A 26,716-nucleotide genomic window follows, 5' to 3' on the forward strand; every position below is an offset into this window, starting at 1 on the left:
CGCCGTGCCCGGGTCAGTCGACGGGCTCCGGGACGATGACGACCTTGCCGCCGGTGCCGCCTGCCTCTGCGTGGCGGAAGGCGTCCGCTGCCTGTTCCAGGGGGAAGGTCCGGGCCACGTCGGCGGTGAGGACGCCCTGCTCCGCGAGGCCCGCCAGTTCCGCCAGGTCGGCGGGGTCGGGGCGGACGAAGGCGTAGCTGCCGCCGAGGTCGGTGACGCCGCTGTCCGCGATGGAGGCGAGCCGGCCGCCGGGGGCGAGCATCGTCGGGGTGGTACGGAGGATGTCACCGCCGATCGTGTCGAACGCCGCGTCCACCCCGTCCGGCACCAGCGCCCGCACCTGGGCGGTCAGGTCGTCCCCGTAGGTGACCGGCTCACCGCCCCGGGCCCGGATGTGTTCCTGGCCGGCGGCGCGGGCGGCGCCGATGACCCGGGCCCCGAGGTGGCGGGCGAGCTGGACGGCGAGCGAGCCGACCGCACCGGTCGCCGTGTGGACGAGGACGGTCTCGCCGGGCCGGACCCGCAGGACCCGGTGGAGCACCTGGTACGCGGTGAGCCCGGCCAGCGGCAGCGCGGCGGCCTCCGGGAAGCCGAGCGAGCGCGGCTTGTGCGCGAGGGTCCGGACCGGCGCTGCCACATACTGCGCGCAGGTGCCCCGGGCGAGGAAGTCCTCCCGGACATACCCGATGACCTCGTCCCCGGCGGCGAACTCGGTGACCGCGGCCCCGGGCCGGACCACCACCCCGGCCAGGTCCCAGCAGGGGATCACCGGGAGGACCGCGTCCAGGATCCCGTCGAGATATCCTTCGCGGCACTTCCAGTCGACGGGGTTCACGGCGGCGGCCCTGACCTCGACGAGAACGGAGTCGGGACCGAGCTTCGGCTCGGGGCGCTCGCCGTACTCCAGGACGTCGGGGCCCCCGTAGCGGCGGTAGCTGATGGCCTTCATGGACCGCAGCCTCCGCCGCCCGCCCGCGATACGCAAGCCGGGCGCGCCCGTCCGGTGGCGGTGGCCGGGGAAGGACGGGGGCCGCTTTACCTGACCATGTGTCAACTGACAGGGTCGGGGGGACCTTTCGACCCCAGGGGAGTTCCGATGCCTGCCACCGATCCGTACACCGTCCGTCTCGCCCCCGGTGTGCACGCCTATGTCCAGCCCGACGGCGGGTGGTGCCTGAACAACGCGGGGTTCATCAGCGACGGCCCCACGACGCTGCTGGTCGACACCGCCGCCACCGAACGGCGGGCCAGGACGCTGCGGGAGGCGATCGTGCTGGCGGGGGTGGAGCTGCCGCAGACCATCATCACCACACACCACCACGGCGATCACACGTACGGCAACGGGGTGTTCCTGCCGGGGGCGACGGTGCTCGGGCACGAGGCATGCCGCAGCGAACAGCTCGCGGCGGGCCATCAGCTCCATCTGATCTGGCCGCAGACCGACTTCGGGAACATCCGCATCATCGCCCCGACCGTGACCTACAGCGAACGGCTCACCCTCCATGTGGGCGGGACCGAGGTCCGGGTGATCCACCCCGGAGTGGCGCACACCCTCGGGGACTCCATCGTGCATCTGCCGGAGCACGGCATCGTCTTCACCGGCGATCTCATCTTCCAGGGCGGCACCCCCTTCCTCCCGATGGGCTCGCTGCGCGGCTCCCTGCGGGCGCTGGAGCTGCTGCGCTCGCTGGACGCGTCCGTCGTCGTCCCCGGCCATGGCCCGATCACCGACCCGACCGCGTACGACACGACGGAGCGCTACCTCCGGTACGTCGCCGAGCTGGCCGCGGAGAGCCATACCAAGGGGCTCACCCCGCTGGAGGCGGCGCGCGGGGCGGACCTCGGCGAGTTCGGGGAACTCCGGGAGAGCGAGAGGCTGGTGGCCAACCTGCACCGCGCCTACTCCGAACTGGACGGGGAGCCGGACGGCACCCCGCTGAACCTCACCACCGTCTTCACGGACATGGCCACGATGAACGGCGGCGTCCCCGTGGCCTGCCACGCCTGACCCACCCGGCGATCCCGGCCCCGGCCCCGATCCCGGCCCAGCCGCCGGGGCCGGGGCCGGGGCCGGGACCACCCCTGGACTCCATACCGACCGGTCGGCATCATGGGGGACGTCCGCCCGCCAGCCGTTCCGCCCGCCCCGGAGGTACGCCCGATGAGTCCAGCTCCGCCCCCCGGTCTCGACCCCGAGCGGCTGCGCGCCCATCTCGACCGGGCCCGCCCCGGGATGGTGAGGGGAGCGCTGGACGCGCGGCTGATCGAGGGCGGCCGGTCGAATCTGACGTACACGGTGACCGACGGCTCCGGCCGGTGGGTGGTGCGCAGGCCACCGCTGGGGCATGTCCTCGCCACCGCGCACGACATGCGGCGGGAGTACCGGGTGATCGAGGCCCTGCATCCGACCGCCGTGCCCGTCCCCGAGCCGCTGCTGCTCTGCATGGACGAGTCGGTGCTGGGCGCCCCGTTCTATGTGATGGAGCAGGTGGCGGGCGTCCCGTACCGCACGGCCGGGCAGCTCGCCCCGCTCGGCCCGGAGCGCACCCGGGCCGCCCTGCTCGGTCTCGTGGACACCCTGGTCGACCTGCACGCGGTGGACCCCGAGGCGGTCGGCCTGAGCGACTTCGGCCGCCCCGAGGGGTTTCTCGAACGCCAGCTCCGCCGCTGGGGCAAGCAGCTCGACGCGTCCCGCACCCGCGAGCTGCCCGGTATCGAGGAGCTGCGCACGGCCCTCGACCGCTCCCTGCCCGGCTCCCCCGCGCCCACGGTGGTCCACGGCGACTACCGGCTCGACAATGTCCTGCTGGGCTCGGACGACCGGATCGCCGCCGTGCTCGACTGGGAGATGTCCACCCTCGGCGACCCGCTCACCGATCTCGGGCTGCTGGCGATGTACAGCGTGCCCCTGGAGGTGCGGGGCTCCCCGATCAGCACCACGGCCGAGGCCGCGGGCCACCCCGCGCCGGCCGAACTGGCCGAGCGGTACGCGGCGGGCTCGGGGCGGGATGTCGGCGCCCTTTCCTGGTACACGGCGTTCGCCTGGTTCAAGCTCGCCGTGATCCTGGAGGGCATCCACTACCGCTACACCCACCACCAGACCGTGGGCCCCGGCTTCGACCGGATCGGCGATCTGGTCCCCGTCTTCATCGAGCACGGCCTCACCACCCTCCAGGAAGGCTGAGTACCCCTGATGGACTTCGCGTTCGACGCCCGCACGGAGGAGCTGCGCTCCCGGCTGCTCGCCTTCATGGACGAGTACATCTACCCGGCGGAGGAGGTGGCCAGGGAGCAGCGCGCCCGGCTGGCCGACCCGTGGTCCACCCCGGCGGTGGTCGAGGAGGTGAAGGCGGAGGCGCGCCGGCAGGGCCTGTGGAATCTCTTCCTCCCCGACCAGGGGTACGGGGCTGGGCTGACCAATCTCCAGTACGCGCCGCTCGCCGAGATCACCGGCCGCTCCCCCGAACTGGCCCCCACGGCCCTGAACTGCGCGGCCCCCGACACCGGCAACATGGAGGTGCTGGCCCAGTTCGGTTCGGACGAGCAGCGCAAGCGGTGGCTGGAGCCGCTGCTCGCCGGGGAGATCAGGTCGGCGTTCGCGATGACGGAGCCGGAGGTCGCCTCGTCCGACGCGACGAACATCCGGACCAGCATCCGGCGCGACGGAGACACGTACGTGATCGACGGCCGCAAGTGGTACATCTCCGGGGCGATGAACCCGGCCTGCGCGGTCTTCATCGTGATGGGCAAGACCGACCCGGACGGCGCTGACCCGCGCCGCCAGCAGTCGATGATCCTGGTCCCCCGGGACACCCCGGGCGTCGAGGTGCGCCGGGCGATGCGGGTGTACGGATACGAGGACCGCTCCCACGGGGGCCATGCCGAGGTCGTCTTCGAGAATGCGCGCGTTCCGGTCTCCCATCTGATCGGCGAGGAGGGCGGCGGGTTCGCCATCGCCCAGGCGCGGCTGGGCCCCGGCCGGATCCACCACTGCATGCGGCTGATCGGGATGGCCGAGCGGGCCATCGAGCTGATGTGCCGCCGGGCCCTGTCCCGTACGGCGTTCGGCAAGCCGGTCGCCGAGCAGGGGGTCGTTCAGAGCTGGATCGCGGACGCCCGGGTGACGGTCGAGCAGCTCCGGCTGCTCGTCCTCAAGACGGCGTGGCTGATGGACACGGTCGGCAACCGCGGGGCCCATACGGAGATCCAGGCCATCAAGATCGCCACGCCGCGCGCGGTGGTGGACATCATCGACTCCGCGGTCCAGTTGCACGGCGCGGGCGGGGTCAGCCAGGACTTCCCCCTGGCCGAACTCTGGGCCTCGGCCCGCACCCTGCGCCTGGCGGACGGCCCGGACGAGGTGCACCAGCGGTCGCTGGCACGTCGTGAGCTGAAGAAATACCGGTGAAGACATCCCTCTGGCCTCCTCTCGTGGGTGCCGGTTCTCTGCGGTCAGTGGCGGACGGTGCCGGGTTCGGCGGGTCTCGGCAGGGGCAGCAGGCCCAGTGACTGCGCCCGGATGACCGTGGAGAGCCGGTCGCAGGTGCCCAGCCTGCGGTAGATCGCCTCGATGTGCTTGTGTGCGGTGCGGGGCGAGATGTGCAGCCGGTGGGCGATCGCCGTGGCGGGCAACGCCTTGGCGAGCAGCGTCAGTACGGTGTGCTGACGCGGCGTGAGCCCCGCCTCCACCGCCCGCTCCCGCTCGGCCGGCTCCGCCCCGGGCCCACCGGTGGGCACCGTGACGCCGCCACCGTCACCCCCGCCACCGTCACCCCCGCCACCGTCACCCCCGTCCCCGCTCCCGCGCCTGCCGTCGCCCCCGCTGCCGGCTCCGGGGCCGCCACCGGATCCGGCCGGCCCGTGGGCCGTCCGTAACGCGGCGAGAGCCCGGTAGTGGCGGTCGATACCGATGAGGAGGGGCTGGACGCGGCCCGCGTAGGCCCGTTCCTCGGGGGTGAAGTCGTCCCGCTCGTGGTGGAGGACGAAGCCCCGGGCGACTCCGGCGGGGGCGGGCAGCGGGATGGCGAGCATATGGGCGCCGAGCGTGCCCCGGGCCAGCTGGTGGCTCCGGCTGCGCAGCCAGGACCGCTCCCCCATGAGCTCGCTCGCGGTGCGCGGGGTGCGGTCGGGCGTGGACGCGTAGTGCGCCGCCAGCGGGTTGCCCGCATGGACCTGGCGGTCCATCAGGGTGTCGAGCAGCCCCGGGGAGACCGGACGGGCCGACCGCCAGGCCACCACCCGGCCCCTCCGCTCCGCGTATCTGACCTGGGAGAGGGAGACGACCGGGGAGTGCAGCCCCCGGGCCAGCTCCGCCAGGACCAGGGGCCAGGGCGGTTCGGGCTCCGCGCGCTCCAGCACCGCCACGGCCAGGCTCAGCATCTGCGCGTACTCACGCCAGAGGGCGCCGCCCATCCTCGTACCCCCCGTGCCCGTACGACCACCAGTGACCGTACGTACCCTTTCCATCACTCTCCGCGCCTACGCGTGCACGCACAGACCCACCCCCGCGAGCGACCGCCCCCGCCCAGCGCCTCCCGCCCAGCCCCTCCCGCTCAGCGCCTCCCCCTGGGCACGCGCCGGTCAGCGCGCACCAGCCGGCGGGGCGCCACGTATCAGCGGAGCATCACGTATCAGCAGGGCACCACGTAGTAGACCGGGGTCCAGGTGGCGGTGCCGGTTTCCGGTGCCGCGCTGCTCCAGCGCTCCACCTTGTCGAAGTTGAGGAAGCGCGCCCTGGTGCCCCGGGTCTGGTTGTTGTTGAACGTCCCGTCCCCCGTCCAGGTCAGGTTGTATGTACCGCACCGGTAGTAATCGAGCGAGTCGCTGCCCCGATAGAGACAGAGGTGGCCGCTCCGGCAGGCGGCGGGCAGAGCGCCGCTGACCGGCGGCAGCGCGAGATCCCGGGCGGAGCGCTGCCCGGGCGCCCCGACCGTGATCTCACCGCCCGGCATCTCGATCCTGTTCGCGGACACCTGCCTGCCGCCGGCAAGGCGGGAGAGATAGCCGTCGACGCGCCCCTGGAGCGCGGCACCCTGCCCCGGGGTCAGGCCGGCCCGGTCGAGCTGGGCGGCGTAGCTCTGGCGCGGCTGGTCCGGAACCGCCTCCGCTCCCGCAGGGGCCGTCGTCGCGCTCGCGGAGAGCGTCCCGGCGGTGAGAGCCCCGGCGGCGACCGCGCCGACCGAGAGCTTCAGCAGGAACGCGCGGACCTTGGACGCGCGAGCCGTGGGCGTGCGAGCCGTGGGCGTGCGAGCCGTGGACGCACAGGCCTTGAGTACACGGGCCTTGGGTGCACGGACCCTGGACGCACAGGCCTCACCCGTCGGCTTCATCGACTTCACGATCGATCCCCCTGGATCTTCCCGGCCGATCTCCCCGATCGGCCACTCGCGGCCCCCGCGATCACTCACGGGGGCCGCGAACTTCCCGCCCGGAACCCTGACGTTCCGTAGCGCCAACACAACTCATAGTGACGAACGGGTCGGGTGCGTCGCAATGCGTACAAGTACGTATGGCGCCGAAGTGGCCGAGGATGCAGGAAGGTGCGCGCCGCTCAGGGGCGCAGCGCGCGCAGCAGCAGATCCGCCAGGTGGTCGGCGACCTGCCGCGGGGTGAGCGGACCGTCCGTCCTGTACCACGTGGAGAGGTGGTGGACCGAGCCGAAGTGGTAGTCCACGACCAGGTCGGCGGGGGTGGCGGTGGAGAAGACCCCGGTGCGCTGGCCCTCCTCGACCAGTGCGCGGAACCGTTCGTGGTAGCGCCGCCGTTCGGCCCGCACCTGCTGGTTCTTCTCCGGGCTGAGGTGGTGCGTGGAGCGGAAGAAGATCGCGGCGTCGTCGAGGTTCTCGATGGTCGTGACGACGACATCGGCGGCGGCGTCCCGCAGCCGCCGCTCCACCGGGCCTTGCGCGTCCGCGAAGCCGTCGAGCCGTTCCTGCTGGAGGCGGAGGACGCGCGCGTAGATCTCGTGGAGCAGGTCCTCCTTGGAGCCGAAGTAGTGGTAGAGGGCGCCCTTGGTGACGCCCGCCGCCTCGACGATCTCCTGGACGGACGTACGGTCGTAACCGCGCTCGGCGAAGAGCCGGGTGGCGGCGGCCAGCAGCCGTCGCGGTACGGGCTCGGCGCCCTCGTCCGTCGTCCTGGCCATCTGCCACCACCCGCCTTCCGCACCATGTCACCCATGTCGGCCACCCGTGTCGCCCGGGTCACCCCTGTTGCCCGGGTCGCCCCGGTCGCCCGTGCCACCCGTATCGCCCGTACCGCCTGCGCATCGCCCGTGCTCACGGAGCCGTCCCCGCCTGGGACGCTCACGACCGGGAACGCAGTTCCGCGTTCACGACCGGGAGCGCAGCTCCCGCCTCAAGATCTTCCCACTGGTCGTCTTGGGCAGCTCGGGCAGGATCTCGACCTCCCGGGGGTACTTGTACGCGGCGAGCCGCTCCCGGCAGTACGCGGCCAGCTCGCCGGGCGCCACCTCGGTGCCGGGGCGGGTGGACACGTACGCCTTCACGCTCTCCCCCCGGTACGCGTCGGGGACCCCGACCACGGCCGCCTCGCGCACCGCCGGATGGGTGTAGAGGACGTCCTCGACCTCGCGCGGCCAGACCTTGAAGCCCGACGCGTTGATCATGTCCTTCTTGCGGTCGACCACGTACAGCCAGCCGTCCGGGTCCATGAAGCCGATGTCGCCGGTGCGCAGTTCGCCGTCCGGGAAGGTCTCGGCGGTCGCCACCGGGTCGTTCCAGTAGCCGCCGACCACCTGGGGGCCGCGTACGGCGATCTCCCCCTGTGTGCCGAAGGGCACCTCGGCGCCCCGCTCGTCCAGGATCCGTACGTCCGTCTCGGGACCGGGGACCCCGACCGCGACCGTCCCGGACCCCGGGTCCACGGGGGCCTCGGTGTGCGGCGGGACGGAGGCGCAGGGGGCGGTGCACTCGGTGAGGCCGTACCCGTTGCGCAGATACGGGCCGAGCGCGGCCCGGAACCCCTCGATCAGCGCGGGTGGCAGCGGCGCGCCGCCCGAGGAGATCACCTCGAAGGAGCGGAAGTGGTCGGGGGTGACGCCGGGGTGGGCGGCGAGCGCCATGAAGGCGGTGGCGGGGCCGACGGTGTAGGCGGGCCGGTGCTCGGCGAACGCGTCGAGGACGACGCCCGGCTGGAAGCGGTACGTGAGGATCAGGGTGCCCGCGTTGGCGAGGCAGGCCGCGAGCTCGCAGACCAGGCCGGTGATGTGGAAGAGCGGGGCGAGCGCGAAGTAGCGGGCGCCTTCGGCGAGCGGGTGTCCGGTGCGCTGCCGCTCCGCGTTGTACATGATGTTGGCGTGCGCGTTCATGGCCCCCTTGGGCCGGCCGGTCGTCCCCGAGGTGTAGCTGATCAGCGCGGTGCCGGCGGCGTCCGGTACCCGGCCGGCGGGCGCGGGCAGTCCGCTCCTGGCGACCGCCAGCAGGTCGGCGGCGGGATCGTCGGCGGCGGGCGGTGGCCGGCGCGGGAAGTCGAGGACGCGCGGGTCGTCGCGGGTCTGGAAGTCGCGTTCGCAGGCGGTGAGGGCGATCCGTACGGACGCGGCGGCGGCCGTGGCGCGCAGGAACTCCGCCCAGGTGCGGTCCGCGCAGATCACGGCGGTGACCTGGGCGTCCGTCAGGATGTGGGCGACCTCGGCGGACTTGTACATGGGGTTGAGCGGGACGACGACGGCGCCCGCCTTCCAGGCGCCGAGCGCCGCGAGGACGAAGTGCGGGGTGTTCTGGAGCATGACCGCGACGCGGTCGCCGGGGGCGACTCCCCGGGCGGCGAGATGGCCGGCGACGGCGTCGGAGAGGGTGTCGGTCTCGCGGTAGGTGAGCCGGCCGTCGAAGTAGACGAGCGCCGTGCGCTCCGGGGCGCGCGCGACGGCGGTACGCAGGGCGTGGACCAGCGTCGCGGGCGGCTCGACCGGCGCCCGCTGAGCCGCACTGAGCACCCCCAGCCAGGGCCGGGCCGCGTACCGGGACCCGGAGACGGAAGCGGGGGCCGGGGGCTGGCCGGCGTCCACGGGCAGGGGCGAGGGCAGGCCGGAGGCCGGAGGCAGGTCCGGGGGTGGGGGTGGGGTCACCTGGGGCCTGCTTCCCATTTCTGTTGGAGGTGGTTCATGGCCGAGAGCCACCGGTCGGGGTCCTCCGCGCGGGCCCGGGCGTACTCGGCGACCTCGGGGTGCGGAAGGACGAGAAAACGATTCTCCGCCATGGCGTCGAAGAGCGCGTCGGCGACCGCATCCGGTTCGATCGCGGTCGGCGCGAGGACCAGGTCACCGGCGCTCCCGGTGGCCGCGAGCATGTCCGTACGTACGCCCTGCGGGCAGATGGCGTGCACCGCGAGGCCGCGGTGGCGGTACGTCAGCGAGAGCCACTCGGCGTAGGCCAGCGCGGCGTGCTTGGTGACGGAGTACGGGGCCGCGCCGATCATGGTGAGCAGCCCGGCCGCGGAGACCGTGGTGACGAACCGGCCCGAGCCGCGCTCCAGCCACTCCGGCAGCAGGGCCCGGCTCGCGCGAACGTGGGCCATGACGTTGACGTCCCACGCGGTCGACCACTCGTCCTCGGCGGTGAAGGCGTCGCCGCCGGTGCCGACGCCCGCGTTGGCGCAGTAGATGTCGACGGTGCCGCCCAGGGCGGCGCGGGCCTCGTCCACGGTGTGGGAGGCGTCGCCGGGGACGGCGGTGGCGCCGATCTCGTCGGCGACGGCGGCGGCCTTCGCGGCATCGAGGTCGTTGACGACGACGCGGGCGCCCTCGGCGGCGAACCTGCGGGCGAGCGCGGCGCCGATGCCGCCGCCGGCCCCTGTGACCACAACCCCTGCACCGTGCACCGCGCTCATCGGGCCTGCCTTTCGGGCGTTCCGGTATCCGGTATCCGTGACGGACGGACATACGACGAACAGACTAACCAGTCGGTATGTAGCGCGGAAGGGGATCCGGAAACCGCTGGACGGCCTCGTTCCCCCGGCGCCCGGGGAGCGCTAGCGTGCGGGGTCACGAGGACCAGGGGCAGGGGAGGGCGTGCGATGAGTCGGTTCGGACGGGGGGTCTCCCGGCGGGGGCTGCTGGCCGCCGGAGGCGCGGTCGGCGCGGCGGGGGCCATCGGGGCATCCGGTGTCGGCACATCCGGCGCCGGCGGTACGGACGGGACGCGCGCCCCCGGTGGTACGGGCGGGACACCCGCGTCCGGCCCCGGAGCCCCCCGCCCCCGTGTGCGGACCGGATTCGACCGGCTCGCCGCCGACGGCTACCGGCTCCTCTCCGGCCGGCGGGTCGGCATCGTCACCAACCCGACCGGGATCACCGCCGACGCCCGCCACATCGTGGATGTCCTCCACGCCGACGACCGGGTCCGGCTCACCGCCGTCTTCGGCCCCGAACACGGCTTCCGGGGGACGGCGCAGGCGGGCGGCTCGGAGGGGCGGTACGACGATCCGGCGACCGGGCTGCCCGTCTACGACACGTATCTCAGCAGCGGGCGGCAGCTCGCCGACATCTTCACCCGGTCCGGCGTGGACACGGTCGTCTTCGACATCCAGGACGCGGGCGCGCGCTTCTACACGTACATCTGGACCCTGTACGACTGCATGGAGGCGGCGGCGCTCGCGGGCAAGGCGTTCGTCGTCCTGGACCGCCCCAACCCGGTGACCGGCCGCGCCGCCCTCGGTCCCGTGCTCCACCCGGAGTTCGCGACCTTCGTCGGCCGCCGCCCGATCGCGCAGGCGCACGGGATGACCGTCACGGAGCTGGCCCGGCTCTTCAACGGGGAGTTCCTGGAGCGGCCCGTACCGCTGGAGACGGTACGGATGTCGGGGTGGGCCAGGGACGACTTCTTCGACGCGACGGGGCTGCCGTGGGTGCCGCCGAGCCCCAACATGCCCACGCCCGACACGGCGTTGGTGTACGCGGGCACCTGCCTCTTCGAGGGGACGAACCTCTCGGAGGGGCGCGGCACCACCCGCCCCTTCGAGCTGCTGGGCGCGGAGGGCGTCGACCGGCGGTGGGCGGAGGCGGCGAACGCGCTGGACCTCCCCGGAGTGCGGCTGCGCGAGGCGTACTTCGCGCCGACGTTCTCGAAGTTCCAGGGGACGACGATCGGGGGTGTGCAGCTCCATGTCCACGACCGGCGGGCGTTCGACCCGGTGCGCACCGGGATCGGGCTGCTGGTGACGGCGAAGCGGACCTGGAGCGGGTTCGCGTGGCGGTCCGACCACTGGATCGACAAGCTGACCGGGTCGGCGTCGGTCCGTACGCTGATCGACGCGGGCGCGGGGGTGGACGAGGTGACCGGGGCGTGGGAGTCCGAACTGGCCGCGTTCCGCGCCGTACGGCGGAGGTATCTGCACTACCGGTGAGGGCCGCATGCCGCATCACGCACGCCGCACCCCGCACGCCGTGTGCCGCATGACGCACGCCGCGTGACGCACGCCGCGTGACGCACGCCGCACGCCGCACGCCGCACGCCGTATAGCGCATGCCGCATGACGCACGCCGTGCGCACGGCACGTCTCCGCCGGGCGCGCGGCCGATAACATTCGGTGACCGGTCGATATCCGAGGGTGGCGTACGGGCGGCGTTGACCGTGCCGTTCACCGGCCGTGAGAGTGCCTGTCGTGATCGACGACGACACCCTGTCCCCCACACCACCCCCCACCCCCCGCGACCCGGCCCCGGGCGTACCGGCCCAGTCCGGCACCGACGCCCCGCAAGCCGCCCGGACCCCGGCGGCGCCCCCGGAGGACCCGCGCCGGGTGGCCGTGGCGAGCTTCATCGGCAACACCATCGAGCTGTACGACTTCTTCATCTACGGCATGGCGGCGGCGCTCGTCCTCGACGACGCCTTCTTCCCCCAGCTCTCCCCCCTCAACGCGAAGCTCGCCGCCTTCTCCACCTACGCGGTCGCCTTTCTGGCCCGCCCGATCGGCTCAATCGTCTTCGGCCATTTCGGCGACCGGGTCGGCCGCAAGTCCGTCCTGGTCGCCTCGCTCCTGCTGATGGGCGTGTCGACGGCGCTGGTGGGGCTGCTGCCCGGGTACGCCACCCTCGGTGTCTGGGCGCCTCTGCTGCTGGTCCTGCTCCGCTTCCTCCAGGGGCTCGGGATCGGCGGCGAGTGGGGCGGGGCCGTGCTGCTCGCGGTGGAGCACGCGCCGCACGGCCGACGCGGGCTGTACGCGGCGTTCCCCCAGCTCGGCCCGCCCGTCGGCTTCGCCGCCGCCACCGGTGTCTTCTGGCTGGTGTCGGCGGCGCTCGACGAGGCGGCCTTCGCGAGCTGGGGGTGGCGGATCCCGTTCCTGCTCTCCTTCGCGCTGGTCGCCGTCGGCCTGGTGGTACGGCTGAAGATCAGCGAAACCCCGGTGTTCGTACGGGCCGTGGCGCACCCGACGGTCACCAGGGTGCCGCTGTCCGGGCTGGTGCGGTGTCACACCCGGGAACTGCTGCTCGGGGCGGGCGCGATGGCCGTCGTCTACGCGCTCTTCTACACGTCCATGACCTACAGCCTGTCGTACGCGACGACCACCCTGGGCGTACCGCGCGACACGATGCTCGGCCTCTCCCTGATCTCCTGCCTCTTCCTCGCGGCCGGTATCTGGCTCTCCGCCACCCGCTCCGACACGCGCGGCCGGCGCGGCCCGGCGCTCCTGGGGTGCGGACTCGCGGCGCTCTGGGGGCAGGCGCTCTTCCCGCTGCTCGACAGCGGGCGTCCGGTGCTGATGGCGCCGGCGCTGGGGGTCGCCATGTTCTGTGTGGGGCTGGCGTCGGGCCCGATGGGGGCGTATCTCTCCGAGCTGTTCCCCGCCCGGGTCCGCTACTCGGGCGCGTCGCTCGCGTACAACCTGGGCGGGGTGCTGGGCGGCGCGGTCTCTCCGCTGGTCGTACCGCGCCTCCAGCCGGCCTTCGGCTCGGCGGCGGTGGGCTGGTACCTCAGCGCGTTCGCCGTGGTGTCGCTGCTCTGCGTACGGGCGCTGCCGGAGACCCGGGAGCGGGAGCTGGGGTGACCGTGACCGTACGCGCGCGGGCCGGGCCGCCCCGTCGGCGGCCCGGCCCACCTCGTGCGGGCGCCCCCGGTCAGCGGTGCGCCGGGAACTCCACCACCTGCTGGTACGTCGGCCGGTTCTGCCAGTTGATCTTCGGGTGCTTGATGCCGCCCAGCGCGCGGTGGACGATCGTGTCCGTGCACCACTGGTCGCCCGCCGAGCAGTTCTCGTCGCCCGGGTAGACCGTGTTCGCCGGGACCGCCGCCGCCGTCTTCAGCGTGGTCAGCAGGGCATCACGGCAGGCGGAGAGCGATCCGCCGCCGCAGTAGGTCTTCGGCGCCGGGGACTGGACCGGGTCGCCGAGGACCTGCCGGAGATCCTTGTCGACATATCCCCACCAGCCGTACTGGAACGACGAACCGCTGTGCGCGCCCGTCGGCCCGTGGCTGGAGGCCGGGGACTCGTCGGTCGGGAGCGAGGCGGTGAGCGCGGTGAAGAGGGCGTCGCCGAGGCCCGGCTTGAACTGGGCCTCCACCAGCCTCGGCCACCACGCGTCCATCGTCCGGATCGCCGCGGCGTTCCCGTACGTGCGGGAGCCCTTGGCGGTCTCCTTGCGCAGCGCGCCCGCGGCCTGCCATGCCTCCAACTGCTGGACGACGGTGTTGAGCGCGGAGTCGGTGACCGGCGCGGAGCGGATGACCTTGAGGAGGACCGGCAGCACCTGTTCGCCCCGCAGGTCGGCGAGGGCCGCTTCGGCCATCGCGCGGGTGAGGGAGGCGCGGGTGACGCCGCCCGCCGCGACGAGTTTCCTCACCCGGACGTCGAGCAGGTCGCCCCGGTGGACCGAGCCGTAGCCGAACCCGGCGGCGTCGTACTCCTTGGCCTGCCGGTTGTTCCAGGAGATGTAGTAGTCCTGGCCGATCGAGCGCGGGTGCTCGGCGAAGGGGGTGTACGCGGCCTCGTTGTACACCGGGTCGAAGTTCTGCCACTCGTACGCGCGCTCCGCCCGGACCGGCAGCGAGGCGTCGACGCCCGAGGCCCGTACCGGGTTGAGGCCGCTGTTGTAGTACGCGGCGGTTCGGGAGTCCGCGTAGAACCAGTTGAAGGCGTAGCCGACCTTGTGGGCCGCCTGCTGGAAGGCGGTGGCGCCGGTCAGGAAGTCCGGGTCGTTGAACATCTGGAAGCCGATGATGGAGTCGGCCTCGTGGCGGTAGGTGGTGCGGAGCGAGGTGTACGCGACCGGCTTGCCGCCGATGGTGGCGCGGTGCGTGACCATGCCGTAGCCGGTGCGCCAGACCTGGAGCCGGTACGAGCCCGCGGCGGTGGAGTCGGCCGTGGTGGGCTTCCAGGAGTTCTTCCGCTCCATCTTCTCCATGGGGGTGCAGACGGAGCGGAAGAGGTACGACGTGGAGTTCCTGGTGGGCGTCGAGCCGTCGGGCTCGCAGAGTTCGACGGCGTACGTGTCGGTGATGTCCTGCTGCGAGGAGGTCGCGCTCCACGCGTAGTCTTGGCCGCGCCCCATCTGGACGTACATGCCGACGCCAGCGAAGGAGACGCCGCGCGCGCTGATGCCGGGGCCCTGGAGCTCCTGGAGCATCATCAGCTGTGGCGCGAAATAGCCGGTTTGGGGGCCGAAGACGGCGACAGGGTGGCCGCTCTTCGTGTGGGCGCCCGAGACCATCAGTGCGTTGGACATGCCGCGCTTCGCGGAGAGGGCCCCGGCCGGGACGACGCCGTCGTCGAAGATGCCCTGGAGCGGCTCCAGTTCCTCGGGGGCGTCGACGGGGTCCAGCGCCATGGTGACGGCCGAGCCCGTCCGGTCGTACACGAGGGGTTCGGCGGTGACGGAGCCGGCGTCGGGGAGGGCGGTGCCGCGCGGCTGGTCGGGCTTGCGGGCGTACGGGAAGCGGGTGCCGTCGTGGACGGTGAGGACGGCCTCGGGGTCGTCCCGCTGCCGGAACGCCTCCCAGACGGCGGTGCCCTCGGCGACGCCGTACTTCTGCTGGGCGGCGAGGAGCGAGAGCGCGGCCTGCACCTCGCCGCCTCCGCCGCCGCCGAACTGGCCGCCGACGACGGAGGCGATGGAGATCAGGTCGGTGAGTTTGAACGGCTCGATCTCGCCGGCGTTGGTGATGGAGTCGATCTTCCCGGTGAGCACGTACTCGCCGGGGAAGTAGCGGCCGTCCTTGGACTTCTTGCGGTAGTCGTTGATGCCGTCGACATACGCCTGCGCGTCCGCCATGGCCTGCTCGCCGCGCGCGCCCTCGGTCGCCCTGATCCGGGCGATCTGCGCCTCGTACTCGGCTTCGGTGTACGGGGCGGCGGGCCAGAACTGCTGTTCAAGGCCCTGGTTGGCGAGAGCGCCGCCGGCGAAGGTGGTGAGTTCGCCCCGGCCGATATGGCGGAAGAGGTCCATCATCCAGAGCCGGTCCTGGGCCGCCGCGTATCCGGCGCCGAACTCGGTGCCGTACCGGGTGGTGCCCTTGATGTGCGGGACGCCGGTCTTCTTGTCGCGGGTGATGGTGACGTCGGTGCGGGGGGAGGTGACGGACTCGACCTGGTCGGCGGCGACACCGAAGGAGGAGTCGTTGAAGAAGTCGGTGACCTTGGCGTCGGTGAGGCCGTCCTGGCCGGAGACGAGGGAGTCGTAGCGGCTGAGCTGGTCGGAGGCGTGCGCGGGGAACGTGCCGAAGAGCTGGTTGCCGAGGATGTCGGCGAGGGTGGCGTTGCCGTTCTGGCCCGGTGGCAGGATGTCGGCGCACTGGCCCTGACAGTAGTCGGGGTCGGCGGCCGCGGTGACCTCGGTGGTGGCCGCGGAGGCGAGGGCGGGCTCCGCGGTCGCCGGTGAGGGGGGTGCCAGCAGGGCCGCGCCCAGGGCGGCCACCGCGACCGCGGTGGCGGCGGTGGTGAGGGTGGGGCGGTGGGGTCTTCCGGTGCGTCGTCGCATGGGGAGCTCCTCGGGGAGGCCGGTGCGCCGGAGGTTACCGGCGGTATGACCCGCCGGTAAGGTGAACATCAGTCAGCTTTGCCGGGCCTCGGACCCCGTCGCGCGGCGCCGTTCCTGTGAATCGGCTTCGAATTCTGCTCGATATGCCACTAAATGACCGATTCCATGGGCCCCATCTGTTTTTTGATGGAGCCGATTGGGGCAGGCGTACGTCCATTCCTCAACGCCGAACAGCGACGGAGGTGGCATGCGATGGCCGGATTCCGGAGTCTCGCGAGACAGGTGCGCGACCCGCGGTGCGACCTGGCCTTGCGGCGGTATTCCCTGCGCAAGTGCCTGGAGCGGTTCGCTCCGTACGGTCACCGGGCGACCTGGGACCATCTGTGCGCGAGGCACCGCATCGAGCCGGAGGACAGGGCGCCCGACCCGGCGCGGCTGACGGCCGCCCTGGAGGAGTTGGAGGAGGCGCGGGCCGTCTGGCTCGCGTACGAGACGGAGTTCGCCGAGCGGCGCAGGCGCGAGAAGCACGACGGGCTGCGGCGGCCCGGGAGCTGCGACGACTGGCACCGGCGGATCTGGGGCGGAAACGGTGTGGCACGGTGCGACGACCCGGCGGTCCACCCGACGGAGTCGCTCGCCGTGGTCCTGCGCCGGCTGATCTCGGGCCTGGAGAGCGCCCCCGGCACCGCCTGCCCCGTCTGCGCGGAGCGCGGGTTCGTGTGGCGGCGCGACCTGTCGTACGAGCCCTGGTCGGGGCCGGTCTGCACGGGGTGCGGGATCGTGGTCCCGCTGCCCCTCCTCACCTCCGAGGCGCTGGCCCGGGCGAAGCGGGTACGGCCGAAGGATCTGGCGTCGGTGGCCTAGCGCCCCTCCCGGCAGGCTTTGCCGGTCGCGGCACCAGGTGCTGTCCGGCCGGCCGGGCCCGCGCGTCCGCCGGCCGGAAGGGCGGGGCGGTCGGGCGGTACGGCCCCGCCCCATGGAGCCGGCGCGGACGGGAGCCGGTCATTCCGTACGGGAGGCCTTCGCCGCGCGACGGTCGGCCAGCAGCCGGGAGCCGGTCAGGCGCTCGCCGAAGATGTCGTCCGGGTTGGAGAGCACACAGGTCTCCAGGGAGAGACAGCCGCACCCGATGCAGTCGGTGAGATGGTCCCTGAGCCGGCCGAGCTGCTGGATCCGGGCGTCCAGCTCCGCGCGCCAGGCGGCGGAGAGCCTGGCCCAGTCGTCGCGGGTGGGCGTGCGCCCCTCGGGAAGCTCCGCGAGGGCGTCCCCGATCGTCGCGAGCGGGATACCGACCCGCTGGGCGGCCCGGATGAAGGCCACCCTGCGCAGCGTGTCGCGGGTGTAGCGGCGCTGGTTGCCGCTGGTCCTGCGGCTGCTGATCAGCCCCTTGGCCTCGTAGAAGTGCAGGGCCGAGACCGCGGCGCCGCTGCGCGCCGCCACCTGTCCGACGGTGAGTTCGCTGATCGTCTCCGGAATCTGGGGCACCTCTCGAAGCCTACTGCCCTCGTTGACATCGGGCCGCCCGCACCACATGCTCACCTGAGCAAGCGCTTGGACAGCGCGCCACCATCAACAGGACATCAGCGCACCGAGTCGAGAGGCGGCACCAGGGCATGGCCGAGCCGAGGATCTTCACCTCCGTCGAGGAGCTGCGCGCCGGGATCGGCGAGCAGTTGGGGTACAGCGACTGGCTGGAGGTGGACCAGAAGCGGATCGACCTCTTCGCCGAGGCGACCGGGGACCACCAGTGGATCCATGTGGACCCGGCGCGGGCGGCGGAGGGACCGTTCGGGACGACGATCGCGCACGGCTATCTGACGCTCTCGCTGCTGCCCCTGTTCATGCCGCAGCTCGTCGGTGTCGACAAGGTGACGATGGGCGTCAACTACGGCACGAACAAGGTCCGTTTCCCCGCCCCCGTCCCGGTCGGCTCGCGACTGCGCGCGACCGGTGTGCTGACGGATGTGACGGAGACGGGCGGGGGCGTGCAGATCACCCTGCGGGTCACGGTCGAGCGCGAGGGCGGCGAGAAGCCGGTGTGCGTGGCGGAGTCCGTGTCGCGGTACTACTTCTGAGCCGCCCGTACGGGAAATCCCCGGCCCGGCTCAGTCGCCCGGGCGGGCGGCGACCATCCGCAGGACGAGGTCGGCGTAGAGGGTGCCGACCTCGTCGGGTGTGCGGGCCCCCGCCGCGTTGAACCAGCGGGCCACGTCGATGCAGAGCGAGAGCACGGCGAGCGTCGTCCCCGGCACGTCGGGGACGGCGAACTCGCCGTCCCGTACGCCGTCCACCAGGATCCGCCGGACCGCCGCGTTGCTGCTCCGCCGCAGCTCCACGATCTCCGCGCGGTGCTCGGGGGAGAGCGAGTCCAGTTCGTACTGGACCACCCGGGCCGTGGTGTGCCGCTCCGCGTGCCAGCGGACGAAGGAGCGGACCGCGTCGGCGAGCCGCTCGGCCGCCGTGCCCTCGCCGTCCGCCGCCGCGGTGAGCAGGGCGAGGGCGCTGTCGTGGCCGATCCGGCTGATGCGGTGGAGCAGCTCTTCCTTGGTCTTGTAGTGGATGTAGAGCGCCGCCGGGCTCATCCCCGCGCGGCCCGCGATGTCGCGGGTGGTGGTGGCGTGGTAGCCCCGCTCGGCGAACGCCTCGACGGCGGCGATCAGCAGCTTCCTGGCCGCCTCCGGGGTGACCTCACCCCACGGCGTCTGCTCCGCCGTACGCATCGCAGGCCCCTTTCGTTCGGCCGTCCATTCGACAGGACGCACACCATACCCCGGCGGTGAGCAAGCGCTTAGGGCGCCGGGGACGGTCAGCGCGGTCGGAGCGGTCGAACGGGGCGGTCGGGCGGTCGGGGCGGGTCAGAGCTTCTGGAACGGGTCGTGCTCGGCGAGGATCTTCTCCATCCGGGCCTGGTCGACCCGGCTGACGAGCTGCCCCGCCTCCTGGCGGTCCCTGATGACCTTGGCGAGGGTGAAGGCCGAGGTGGTGAGGTAGAGGACGGTGACGCCGAGGAAACCCCGTACCCAGGCGCTGGCGTCGAGCTGGACGATGCCGACGGCCATGGCGACCAGGGCGAGGGCGAAGGAGGCGACGGCCTGGGCGTAGTAGGCCGCGGTGTTCTGCTGCTTGACGGGTGAGTCGGTCATGGGGAAAGCCTCGGCCACAGGGACGGCCGGCACATCCGTACAGATACTCAGAACCCGGATACGCACCATCGCGGGTGGGCGGAGGCGCGGGTGGGCGGAGGCGCGAAACCGCCCTGTCCATCTGGCGAAATACAGATGAGCCGGACGGTCCGATCGACGTACGTTCCGCACATGACCTCCGCGACGCCCCCTCCCCCCGCCGAGCCCGCCACTCCCACGGCCCCCACCGGACCCGCCGCTCCCACCGGACCCGCCGCCCGGCTCCCCTGGCTGCCGGTCGCGGCGGCCGGGGTGACCGTCGTGCTCTGGGCCTCGGCCTTTGTCTCGATCCGGAGCGCGGGCGCCGCGTACGCGCCGGGTGCGCTCGCCCTCGGCCGGCTGCTGACCGGGGCGCTGGTGCTCGGTCTGCTCTGCCTGGTACGGCGCGAGGGGGTGCCGCCCCGGGCCGCCTGGCCCGGGATCGCCGTCTCGGGGCTGCTCTGGTTCGGCGTCTACATGGTGGTCCTCAACTGGGGCGAGCAGGAGGTCGACGCGGGCACGGCGGCGATGGTGGTGAACATCGGCCCGATCCTCATCGCGCTGCTCGGCGCCCGGCTGCTGGGCGAGACCGTGCCGCCCCGGTTGCTGGCGGGCATGGCGGTGTCGTTCGCCGGCGCGGTGACCGTGGGGCTCTCCATGTCCGGCGAGGGCCACGCCTCGGTGCTCGGGGTGCTCCTCTGTCTGCTGGCGGCGGTGGCGTACGCGGGCGGGGTGGTGGCGCAGAAGCCCGCGCTGGCGCACGCGAGCGCGCTCCAGGTGACCACATACGGCTGTCTGACGGGGGCGGTCGCCTGTCTGCCCTTCGCGGGGCAGCTCGTCCACGGCGTGGCCGGAGCGCCGCTCTCCGCCACCCTCAACATGGTCTTCCTCGGTGTCTTCCCGACCGCGCTGGCCTTCACCACCTGGGCGTACGCCCTGGCCCGTACGACGGCCGGACGGATGGGCGCCACCACATACGCCGTCCCCGCGCTGGTGGTGCTGATGGCGTGGCTGGCGCTGGACGAGATCCCGGCGCCGCTGACGCTCGGGGGCGGCGCGCTCTGCCTCGCGGGCGTCGCGGTGGCCCGCTCCCGGCCGCGTCGGCCCCGTACGGCCTAGGCGGGCCGGCCCCGTACGGCATCGGCGGAACAAGCGGTACGGGTACGGGCGTACGGCTCAGGTGACCAGGCCCGGCTGGTCCCGGGGGGCCGGGCAGATGCGGCGGCCGAAGTCGTCGAAGACGTACAGGTGGGCCAGGTCGACCAGGAGCGGCACCTGGGCGCCGGTGCGCAGCCGCATGTCGGGGCCGGTTCTGACGACGAGGTCGCTCGCGGCGATGGCGGCCCGTTCGGGGCTGTGCGCGGGCGCCTGGAACGGCGGCGGCTGCTCGTCCAGGGCGGAGCCCGCGGAACCGGCGGTCCGCGCGGAACCGGCCGCTCCGCCCGCCCCGGCGCGGTAGCCCTCCGTACGGGAGGAGGTGTCCGTACGGGAGGAGCCGTTGCCGCCCGTGGCGCGGGAGCGGAGCCGGTCGAGGAGGCCAGGACCGCTTCTGCGGCGGTTCACCGCGGACTTGGGGCGGGGCGATTCGAGGTCGGAGACGACGGCGGGCCGGGAGCCGATGTTGAGATGGACCAGCGCCTCGTGCCCCTGGTACTCCATGTGCTCGACGATCCCGCTGAGCGCCACCTCGCCGGGGCGGGCCTGGCTGGGCGGGGCGATCCTGGCGGCCTCCGAGCGGAGCCCGACGATGATCTGCCGGCCCTGCTGGATCCGGAGCAGTTGGTGGTCGGAGCTGAGCGGTTCGGGCAGCGGCAGCCGCTGCCGGCCGAGGTCGATCGCCATCCGGCTGCCGAGGGGCGCGTGGACGACGGCCTGGAGCAGATTGATCCGGGGGGTGCCGATGAAGGCGGCGACGAAGACGTTCTCCGGCAGCGCGTAGACCTCGCGGGGCGGGCTGACCTGCTGGAGCACCCCGCCGCGCATCACGGCGACCCGGTCGCCGAGCGACATCGCCTCGGCCTGGTCGTGGGTCACATAGACGGTGGTGACGCCGAGTTCGGCGGTGAGCTGCGCGATCTCGGCACGGAGATGGCTGCGGAGTTTGGCGTCGAGATTGGAGAGCGGCTCGTCCATGAGGAAGGCGGTGGGGCGCCGGGATATGGCGCGGCCCATCGCGACGCGCTGGCGTTCGCCGCCGGAGAGCTGACTCGGATAGCGGTCCAGAACGCTCTCGATGCCGAGCATCCTGGCGGTCGCCTCGACGCGCTCGGTGCGGTCCTCGCGGGGGTTCTCCAGTTTCAGCGGAAACCCGATGTTGTCGCGGTTGGTCATGGAGGGATAGAGCGCGAAGTTCTGGAAGACCATGGCCATCTGGCGCTCGCGCGGGGGCATCTCGTTGGCATATTCGCCGTCGAGGAAGAGGTCCCCTTCGGTGATCTCCTCCAGCCCGGCGATCATCCGGAGCACGGTCGATTTACCGCATCCCGAGGGCCCGAGGAGCACCAGGAATTCACCGGGCGCGATATCGATCGAGAATCGGTCGACGGCTCGGGCCGTCCGTCCGTATGCCTTGCTGACGCTGTGCAGGGAAATGGCGCGAGTCATGAATGTTTCCGCCCGGAAGAAGAAGGTGGAGCGGCTGCGAACGCCTGAAGTTAGCCGACTGCGCGCGGTCAGGGAATGGTCTTGAGGGAAGGATTCGCCGCTGCCGTCCCCTTATCGGACCGTCGGCCCCGCTTCCCGGCCCTTCAGCCGGTTCTACGGGGTCCCAGGGCGGCGGCGCCGACCAGCAGCGCGCCGAGCATCAGGAAGGGCGCGCCGGTGCCGGCGACACCCGCGATCACTCCGGCGCCGGCCGGGGCGGCGACCTGGCCGAGGCGGTTGCCGGTGAGCCGGAGCGCGAGCGCGGTGGAGCGCGCGGCCTCCGGGGCGGCCCGCACGACGGTGGTCATGGAGAGCGGCTGGCCCACGCCGAGGCAGAAGCCGAGGGCGGCGAGGAGCGGCGCGAGCCCCCACACCGGTACGGGCAGCGCGATGGCGGCGCAGAGCACCCCGCCGAGCAGACAGGTCCCGGTGAGCAGGACCGTGCGGCCGACCCGGCGGAGCATCGGGGTGATCACCAGGCGGCAGGCGATGGTGGCGGCGGCGCGCAGGCTGAGCAGGGCGCCGATGACGGCGGGCGGGATGCCCCTGGCCTCGCCGAGCACCGGGAGGTACGCGGTGAGGATGTCGGTGGCGGAGAGCACGGCGAGGCTGATGAACATCCCGCCGGGGACGCCCCGGGCGCGCAGGATGCGGTGGACGGGGACCCGGGCGGCGGTACGGTCCCGGGCGGTGGCCCGGGCCGGGGGCTCGACGCGCCAGAGGGCAGTGAACGCGACGGCCGCCGCTGCGGCGGCCAGGAGCAGGGCGAGTCCGCTCGTACGGGCGAGGGTGTCGCCCTGTCCCGAGACGGTCAGCCCGGCCGCCGCGGGGCCCGCGAGCTGGCCGAGGGAGGCACCGACGGTGAAGTGGCCGAAGTTGCGGTCCTGTTCGGCGGGGGCGCTGCGGCGGGCCACGATCGACTGGGCGCCGATGACGAAGCAGAGGTGGCCCAGGCCCATCAGTCCGCTCCAGGCAGCGAGCGCGGCGAGGGAGCCCGCCAGACCGCTGAGGGCGCACCCGGCGGAGATCAGGACGACCCCGGCGACGAGGAGCGGCCCGCACCGGCCGTGGTCGGTACGGCGGCCGAGGGGGACGGCGGCGAAGAGCGGCAGCAGCGCGAAGAAGGCGGTGATGACGCCGATGGCGCGTTCGTCGGCGCCGACGGCGAGCGCGCGGTAGGAGACGGCGGGCCGCGCCATCGAGACGGCGCCCTGGGTGAAGCCGAAGGCGATGACCAGGCGGAGCAGCCAGCCGCGTCCGCCGGTCTTGGCCGGGGGCGGGCCGTCGGGTGCGGGGGCCTTCGGCATCGGGCGGCGGGCCCCTCACCTTCGGGTCGGTCGGGTCGGTGCCCGGGCCCAGGCGCGGCTGCTGTCGCGCCGGTGCCGCGGGGTGTCGCGGGGTGCGGCGGTTGACATCTAAGCCGCCCGCCGCAGCCTCCACAAGGTGGTGCCTCGTGAACATTACGAGCAGAAGCCCAGGTCACGGCGGGGGCCAGCGACGCCGTCGGCGACACCGTCAGTCGAAGGTCTTGGCGAGGTAGCCGCGCAGCAGGGTCCGGGTCTCGGCGACGATCCCCGGCTCGCCCGCCGGGTCGGTGCGGAAGGCAAGCTGGAGGAGGGCGTCCGTGGCCTCGACGGCGACCAGGACCGTACGGTGCAGCGCCGCGTCCGGCGTACGGCCCAGGTGCCCGGCGAGCAGGCCGGTGAGGCGGCGGGCGACCCGGTGGTTGGGGTCGGCGTCGGGCGCTTCGGCACGCTCCACCGACGCCGAAGCCGACACCGATGCCGACGCCGGGGCCGACGCCGGTTCGGGTACGGGTACGGGGGCGGAGTGGCGGGCGCCGAGCGGGAGTTGGGCGCCGAAGTCGACGAGGGAGAAGCCGGGCACGGTGCGTTTCATCGCCAGATACTCGTCGAGGAGCGCGTCGACCGCGCCGCGCCAGTCCCCGGGGCCGAGCCGGCCGAGCCGGGCGGTGACCTGGCCGGCGTACCGGTCCAGGTTGCGCCGGGCGAGCGCGTCGGCCATGGCCCGCTTGTTGCCGAAGAAGCGGTAGACGGAGCCGATGGGGACCCCGGCGCGGGCGGCGACGGCGCGGGTGGAGAGCCGTTCGTACCCCGTCTCGTCCAGCAGGACGGCGCAGGCGTCGAGGATCCGGGCGAGCCGTTCCGCGCTGCGGCGCTGGACGGGGACCCGGCGTAAACCGGGGTCCGCGCCGTCGTCGCCGGAGGCGGGTGCGGAGGCGGGACCGGAGGCGGGTGCGGGTGCGGAGGCAGGGGCGGGCTGGTGGTTCGTACGGTCGCGTGACACGGCTCCATGATGCCGCGCGGCCCCGTTGACGTGCCCGAGCGCCCAATCCTACGGTGGTCCATAGGATTGGCAGTACGGGCAGGACGGACCCGGCGGCGACACCGCCCCGGGCCGGACGGGAACCCTCGACCAGGGAGCCGGACCATGAACTCCATCGAGCAGGCCAGAAAGGCGGCCACGGACTTCGGCCACCGTTCGGGCTTCGGCAACGAGCACAGCTCGGAGGCGGTGCCGGGGGCGCTGCCGCACGGCCGCAACTCGCCGCAGCGGGCGCCGCTCGGGCTCTACGCGGAGCAGCTCAGCGGGAGCGCGTTCACCGAGCCCCGGGCGCAGAACCGGCGCTCGTGGCTCTACCGCATCCGCCCCTCGGCGGCGCATCCGCCGTTCGCCCGGATCGACAACGGCGCGGTGCGCGGCGCCCCGTTCACCGATGCGGTGCCCGACCCCAACCGGCTGCGCTGGGACCCGCTCCCCGAGCCGCCGCCCGGCACCGACTTCCTGGCCGGGCTCTGGACGCTGGGCGGCAACGGGGACGCGACGCGGCGCGAGGGGATGGCGGTCCATCTGTACCACGCCAACTCCCCCATGACGGACCGGGTGTTCGGGGACGCGGACGGTGAGCTGCTGATCGTCCCCGAGCGGGGCGGGCTGCTGTTCCGTACCGAACTGGGCCTGCTCGCCGCCCGCCCCGGGGAGGTGGCGCTGATCCCGCGCGGGGTGCGCTTCCGGGTCGAGCCGCTGGACGAGGCGGTACGGGGGTATGTGTGCGAGAACTACGGGCGCCCGTTCGTCCTCCCCGACCTGGGCCCGATCGGCGCCAACGGGCTGGCGAACGCGCGGGACTTCAGGGCGCCGGTCGCCGCGTACGAGGACATCGAGCGGCCCACCGAGGTGGTCACCAAGTTCTGCGGGAACCTGTGGGCCGCCACATACGACCACTCGCCGCTGGATGTCGTCGCCTGGCACGGCACCCATGTGCCGTACGTCTACGACCTGCGCCGCTTCAATGTGCTCGGGTCGATCAGCTACGACCACCCCGACCCGTCCATCTTCACCGTGCTGACCTCCCCGTCCGACACCCCCGGGCTCGCGGGCGTCGACTTCGTGGTCTTCGCGCCGCGCTGGCTGGTCGGTGAGAACACCTTCCGGCCGCCGTACTTCCACCGCAATGTGATGAGCGAGTACATGGGGCTGATCGAGGGCGCGTACGACGCGAAGAGCGCGGGCGAGGGCGGGTTCGTGCCCGGCGGCGGCTCGCTCCACAACATGATGTCGGCGCACGGCCCGGACCGGGTGACCTTCGACCGGGCCTCCACCGCCGAGCTGCGCCCGCAGAAGATCGACGACGGGCTGGCGTTCATGTTCGAGACGCGCTGGCCGGTGACGCTCGCCGGGCAGGCGGCCGGGGCGGCCCATCTGCAACGGGGGTACGACGAGGTGTGGCAGGGTCTTGAGCGCCACTTCAGGTCCTGACGTGAGCGCCGCTTCGGGTCCTGGCGTGAGCGCCGCTTCGGGTCCTGGCGTGAACGCCTCTTCGGGTCCTGACCGGCCGGGGGAAACGCGCCCATGACCGCCTTCGCGCCCGACTCGCTGGTGCTCAACCGGAAGCTGCCGCTCTGGTACCAGGTGTCGCAGTCGCTGCGCGCCTCGATACTGGGCCGCTGTCCGCAGGACCCGCTGCGGCTGCCCACGGAGGAGCAGCTCGCCGGGCACTACGGCGTGAGCGTGCTGACGATGCGGCAGGCGCTCAAGGAGCTGGAGGAGGAGGGGCTGATCAGCCGCCACCGGCGGCGCGGCACCTTCATCGAACCGGGCGCGCGGCGCGGCTCCCCGCGCCGGGTCCTCGGCTCGGTGGACGCGATCGTGGCCCAGCAGTCGGGCGAGCTGACCACGGTCCTGGGCCATGGCCGCGCCCCCGTCCCCGGGGAACTGGCCGCGTACTTCCCCGGGGTGGACGAGGTGGTCACGTACCGGAGGCTGCGCCGGGACGGCGAGAGCGGCGAGCCGGTCAACTGGGCGGAGAACGCGGTACGTCCGGAGGTCGCGGCCGGTCTGGACGTGGCGGACCTGGAGCGCTGGCCGATGACCAAGGTGCTCCGGGACATCCGGAACATCCGGATCAGCAGGATCACCGACACGGTCGAGGCCCGGCTGGCGGACCCGGTGACGGCGGAGCTCCTGGGGGTCCCGCTGCTGAGCCCGATCCTGCACTACACGGGGGTGACGTACGACGAGAGCGGCCGGGTGGTGGACGTGGCCCGGATCCGGTACCGGGGCGACCGGTTCTCCTTCTCGGTGACGGTGGAGACGGACGGCGGGGCGAGAGAGGCGGGAGAGGCGGGCGTGACGGGGGTGACGGGGGACGGCCCGGCCGGCTGACGGGGGGCCGTCCACCGTCGGCCGGCTGACGGGGCCGTGCCCCGTCAGCCGGCCGGGCCGGAGGCGTGCGCGCCCCGGGGGCGTGTTGTCCGTTTCCTCCGGGCCGTTAGGATGCCGCCGACGGCGCAGGGGGACAGGAAGGGTCCGGGATGACGGGGACGCGGTCCGACGCCGACGGCGCGGAGGGCGTGCTCTTCGGGGGCGCCGGGCGCCGGATCCCCCGGCCGGGGGCGCGCACGGCGCGTTCCGGGGCGCGGAGCGGGGCGGCGGACGGCGCGGACGGCGCGGACCCCGG

The 26,716-nt window shown here is 73.1% G+C and carries 23 protein-coding genes; 10 read left to right on the plus strand and 13 right to left on the minus strand.

The genetic code is table 11. The features are described from left to right. Positions 1-13: 13 nt before the first annotated feature. The gene (locus AB0O07_RS29625; protein WP_365638932.1) at positions 14-949 is read right to left on the minus strand and encodes an NADP-dependent oxidoreductase; all 936 of its coding nucleotides are present in this window, start codon (positions 947-949) and stop codon (positions 14-16) included. A gap of 147 nt (positions 950-1,096) precedes the next feature. On the opposite strand from AB0O07_RS29625, the gene AB0O07_RS29630 reads away from it, so the two are divergent. From AB0O07_RS29630 to AB0O07_RS29640, 3 genes are all read left to right on the plus strand, one after another. Further along, positions 1,097-2,008, plus strand: coding sequence for an MBL fold metallo-hydrolase (locus AB0O07_RS29630; protein WP_365638934.1), 912 nt, complete (start codon positions 1,097-1,099; stop codon positions 2,006-2,008). A gap of 153 nt (positions 2,009-2,161) precedes the next feature. After that, positions 2,162-3,184: a phosphotransferase family protein gene (locus AB0O07_RS29635; RefSeq protein ID WP_365638936.1), complete on the plus strand. Its 1,023-nt coding sequence runs from the start codon at positions 2,162-2,164 to the stop codon at positions 3,182-3,184. 9 nt (positions 3,185-3,193) lie between these two features. Beyond that, positions 3,194-4,408 (plus strand): acyl-CoA dehydrogenase family protein, encoded by a 1,215-nt coding sequence (locus tag AB0O07_RS29640; RefSeq protein ID WP_365638938.1) that lies wholly within the window; start codon positions 3,194-3,196, stop codon positions 4,406-4,408. A 44-nt stretch (positions 4,409-4,452) separates the two neighbouring features. Here the strand turns inward: AB0O07_RS29640 and AB0O07_RS29645 are convergent, their stop codons facing one another. The 5 genes from AB0O07_RS29645 to AB0O07_RS29665 form a co-directional block, all read right to left on the minus strand. Next, positions 4,453-5,412, minus strand: a complete 960-nt coding sequence (locus AB0O07_RS29645; protein ID WP_365638940.1) for a LuxR C-terminal-related transcriptional regulator — start codon at positions 5,410-5,412, stop codon at positions 4,453-4,455. A gap of 218 nt (positions 5,413-5,630) precedes the next feature. Further along, positions 5,631-6,329, minus strand: a complete 699-nt coding sequence (locus tag AB0O07_RS29650; RefSeq protein ID WP_365638942.1) for a hypothetical protein — start codon at positions 6,327-6,329, stop codon at positions 5,631-5,633. Between the two features lie 221 nt (positions 6,330-6,550). Then, positions 6,551-7,144, minus strand: a complete 594-nt coding sequence (locus AB0O07_RS29655) for a TetR/AcrR family transcriptional regulator (protein ID WP_365638944.1) — start codon at positions 7,142-7,144, stop codon at positions 6,551-6,553. A 186-nt stretch (positions 7,145-7,330) separates the two neighbouring features. Continuing rightward, positions 7,331-9,028 (minus strand): AMP-binding protein, encoded by a 1,698-nt coding sequence (locus AB0O07_RS29660; RefSeq protein WP_365639198.1) that lies wholly within the window; start codon positions 9,026-9,028, stop codon positions 7,331-7,333. A 56-nt stretch (positions 9,029-9,084) separates the two neighbouring features. Continuing rightward, complete coding sequence (locus tag AB0O07_RS29665) at positions 9,085-9,849, minus strand: SDR family oxidoreductase (protein ID WP_365638946.1); 765 nt, start codon at positions 9,847-9,849, stop codon at positions 9,085-9,087. A gap of 186 nt (positions 9,850-10,035) precedes the next feature. Between AB0O07_RS29665 and AB0O07_RS29670 the strand changes: the two genes are divergently transcribed. Both AB0O07_RS29670 and AB0O07_RS29675 read left to right on the plus strand, forming a co-directional pair. Then, positions 10,036-11,364: a DUF1343 domain-containing protein gene (locus AB0O07_RS29670; protein ID WP_365638949.1), complete on the plus strand. Its 1,329-nt coding sequence runs from the start codon at positions 10,036-10,038 to the stop codon at positions 11,362-11,364. Positions 11,365-11,760: 396 nt separating this feature from the next. After that, the gene (locus AB0O07_RS29675; RefSeq protein ID WP_365639200.1) at positions 11,761-13,005 is read left to right on the plus strand and encodes an MFS transporter; all 1,245 of its coding nucleotides are present in this window, start codon (positions 11,761-11,763) and stop codon (positions 13,003-13,005) included. Between the two features lie 70 nt (positions 13,006-13,075). On the opposite strand, the gene AB0O07_RS29680 is transcribed toward AB0O07_RS29675, so the two are convergent. Continuing rightward, the gene (locus tag AB0O07_RS29680; protein ID WP_365638952.1) at positions 13,076-15,931 is read right to left on the minus strand and encodes a penicillin acylase family protein; all 2,856 of its coding nucleotides are present in this window, start codon (positions 15,929-15,931) and stop codon (positions 13,076-13,078) included. 252 nt (positions 15,932-16,183) lie between these two features. Between AB0O07_RS29680 and AB0O07_RS29685 the strand changes: the two genes are divergently transcribed. Continuing rightward, the gene (locus AB0O07_RS29685) at positions 16,184-16,795 is read left to right on the plus strand and encodes a hypothetical protein (protein ID WP_365638955.1); all 612 of its coding nucleotides are present in this window, start codon (positions 16,184-16,186) and stop codon (positions 16,793-16,795) included. Positions 16,796-16,933: 138 nt separating this feature from the next. Here the strand turns inward: AB0O07_RS29685 and soxR are convergent, their stop codons facing one another. Next, on the minus strand, positions 16,934-17,416 hold the full coding sequence (gene soxR / locus AB0O07_RS29690; protein ID WP_365638957.1) for a redox-sensitive transcriptional activator SoxR: 483 nt from the start codon (positions 17,414-17,416) through the stop codon (positions 16,934-16,936). A gap of 128 nt (positions 17,417-17,544) precedes the next feature. Between soxR and AB0O07_RS29695 the strand changes: the two genes are divergently transcribed. Further along, positions 17,545-18,006, plus strand: coding sequence for a MaoC family dehydratase (locus AB0O07_RS29695; protein ID WP_365638959.1), 462 nt, complete (start codon positions 17,545-17,547; stop codon positions 18,004-18,006). Between the two features lie 30 nt (positions 18,007-18,036). Here the strand turns inward: AB0O07_RS29695 and AB0O07_RS29700 are convergent, their stop codons facing one another. Both AB0O07_RS29700 and AB0O07_RS29705 read right to left on the minus strand, forming a co-directional pair. Next, positions 18,037-18,651, minus strand: coding sequence for a TetR/AcrR family transcriptional regulator (locus AB0O07_RS29700; RefSeq protein WP_365638961.1), 615 nt, complete (start codon positions 18,649-18,651; stop codon positions 18,037-18,039). A 135-nt stretch (positions 18,652-18,786) separates the two neighbouring features. After that, on the minus strand, positions 18,787-19,074 hold the full coding sequence (locus AB0O07_RS29705; protein WP_365638964.1) for a YiaA/YiaB family inner membrane protein: 288 nt from the start codon (positions 19,072-19,074) through the stop codon (positions 18,787-18,789). A 171-nt stretch (positions 19,075-19,245) separates the two neighbouring features. Between AB0O07_RS29705 and AB0O07_RS29710 the strand changes: the two genes are divergently transcribed. After that, positions 19,246-20,211: a DMT family transporter gene (locus AB0O07_RS29710; RefSeq protein ID WP_365638966.1), complete on the plus strand. Its 966-nt coding sequence runs from the start codon at positions 19,246-19,248 to the stop codon at positions 20,209-20,211. A 57-nt stretch (positions 20,212-20,268) separates the two neighbouring features. Here AB0O07_RS29710 and AB0O07_RS29715 read toward each other — a convergent pair whose 3' ends face one another. The 3 genes from AB0O07_RS29715 to AB0O07_RS29725 all read right to left on the minus strand — a co-directional run bounded on the left by AB0O07_RS29715 (position 20,269) and on the right by AB0O07_RS29725 (position 24,042). Then, complete coding sequence (locus AB0O07_RS29715) at positions 20,269-21,696, minus strand: ABC transporter ATP-binding protein (protein ID WP_365638969.1); 1,428 nt, start codon at positions 21,694-21,696, stop codon at positions 20,269-20,271. 143 nt (positions 21,697-21,839) lie between these two features. Beyond that, complete coding sequence (locus AB0O07_RS29720) at positions 21,840-23,042, minus strand: MFS transporter (RefSeq protein ID WP_365638971.1); 1,203 nt, start codon at positions 23,040-23,042, stop codon at positions 21,840-21,842. Positions 23,043-23,250: 208 nt separating this feature from the next. Continuing rightward, complete coding sequence (locus AB0O07_RS29725) at positions 23,251-24,042, minus strand: TetR/AcrR family transcriptional regulator (RefSeq protein ID WP_365638973.1); 792 nt, start codon at positions 24,040-24,042, stop codon at positions 23,251-23,253. Positions 24,043-24,186: 144 nt separating this feature from the next. Between AB0O07_RS29725 and hmgA the strand changes: the two genes are divergently transcribed. Then, complete coding sequence (hmgA, locus tag AB0O07_RS29730; protein WP_365638975.1) at positions 24,187-25,515, plus strand: homogentisate 1,2-dioxygenase; 1,329 nt, start codon at positions 24,187-24,189, stop codon at positions 25,513-25,515. A gap of 93 nt (positions 25,516-25,608) precedes the next feature. After that, positions 25,609-26,421 carry a GntR family transcriptional regulator gene (locus tag AB0O07_RS29735; RefSeq protein WP_365638978.1) on the plus strand — a complete coding sequence of 271 codons (813 nt, stop codon included), beginning with the start codon at positions 25,609-25,611 and terminating at the stop codon, positions 26,419-26,421. Positions 26,422-26,716: the final 295 nt, after the last annotated feature.

Source organism: Streptomyces sp. NPDC093085, assembly GCF_040683935.1.
Taxonomy (GTDB): domain Bacteria; phylum Actinomycetota; class Actinomycetes; order Streptomycetales; family Streptomycetaceae; genus Streptomyces.

Bases quoted from the DNA above. Each gene is read 5' to 3' on its own strand.
- AB0O07_RS29625 (WP_365638932.1), bottom strand. From the start codon at position 949: ATGAAGGCCATCAGCTACCGCCGCTACGGGGGCCCCGACGTCCTGGAG.
- AB0O07_RS29630 (WP_365638934.1), top strand. From the start codon at position 1,097: ATGCCTGCCACCGATCCGTACACCGTCCGTCTCGCCCCCGGTGTGCAC.
- AB0O07_RS29635 (WP_365638936.1), top strand. From the start codon at position 2,162: ATGAGTCCAGCTCCGCCCCCCGGTCTCGACCCCGAGCGGCTGCGCGCC.
- AB0O07_RS29640 (WP_365638938.1), top strand. From the start codon at position 3,194: ATGGACTTCGCGTTCGACGCCCGCACGGAGGAGCTGCGCTCCCGGCTG.
- AB0O07_RS29645 (WP_365638940.1), bottom strand. From the start codon at position 5,412: ATGGGCGGCGCCCTCTGGCGTGAGTACGCGCAGATGCTGAGCCTGGCC.
- AB0O07_RS29650 (WP_365638942.1), bottom strand. From the start codon at position 6,329: ATGAAGCCGACGGGTGAGGCCTGTGCGTCCAGGGTCCGTGCACCCAAG.
- AB0O07_RS29655 (WP_365638944.1), bottom strand. From the start codon at position 7,144: ATGGCCAGGACGACGGACGAGGGCGCCGAGCCCGTACCGCGACGGCTG.
- AB0O07_RS29665 (WP_365638946.1), bottom strand. From the start codon at position 9,849: ATGAGCGCGGTGCACGGTGCAGGGGTTGTGGTCACAGGGGCCGGCGGC.
- AB0O07_RS29670 (WP_365638949.1), top strand. From the start codon at position 10,036: ATGAGTCGGTTCGGACGGGGGGTCTCCCGGCGGGGGCTGCTGGCCGCC.
- AB0O07_RS29680 (WP_365638952.1), bottom strand. From the start codon at position 15,931: ATGCGACGACGCACCGGAAGACCCCACCGCCCCACCCTCACCACCGCC.
- AB0O07_RS29685 (WP_365638955.1), top strand. From the start codon at position 16,184: ATGGCCGGATTCCGGAGTCTCGCGAGACAGGTGCGCGACCCGCGGTGC.
- AB0O07_RS29695 (WP_365638959.1), top strand. From the start codon at position 17,545: ATGGCCGAGCCGAGGATCTTCACCTCCGTCGAGGAGCTGCGCGCCGGG.
- AB0O07_RS29700 (WP_365638961.1), bottom strand. From the start codon at position 18,651: ATGCGTACGGCGGAGCAGACGCCGTGGGGTGAGGTCACCCCGGAGGCG.
- AB0O07_RS29705 (WP_365638964.1), bottom strand. From the start codon at position 19,074: ATGACCGACTCACCCGTCAAGCAGCAGAACACCGCGGCCTACTACGCC.
- AB0O07_RS29710 (WP_365638966.1), top strand. From the start codon at position 19,246: ATGACCTCCGCGACGCCCCCTCCCCCCGCCGAGCCCGCCACTCCCACG.
- AB0O07_RS29715 (WP_365638969.1), bottom strand. From the start codon at position 21,696: ATGACTCGCGCCATTTCCCTGCACAGCGTCAGCAAGGCATACGGACGG.
- AB0O07_RS29720 (WP_365638971.1), bottom strand. From the start codon at position 23,042: ATGCCGAAGGCCCCCGCACCCGACGGCCCGCCCCCGGCCAAGACCGGC.
- hmgA (WP_365638975.1), top strand. From the start codon at position 24,187: ATGAACTCCATCGAGCAGGCCAGAAAGGCGGCCACGGACTTCGGCCAC.
- AB0O07_RS29735 (WP_365638978.1), top strand. From the start codon at position 25,609: ATGACCGCCTTCGCGCCCGACTCGCTGGTGCTCAACCGGAAGCTGCCG.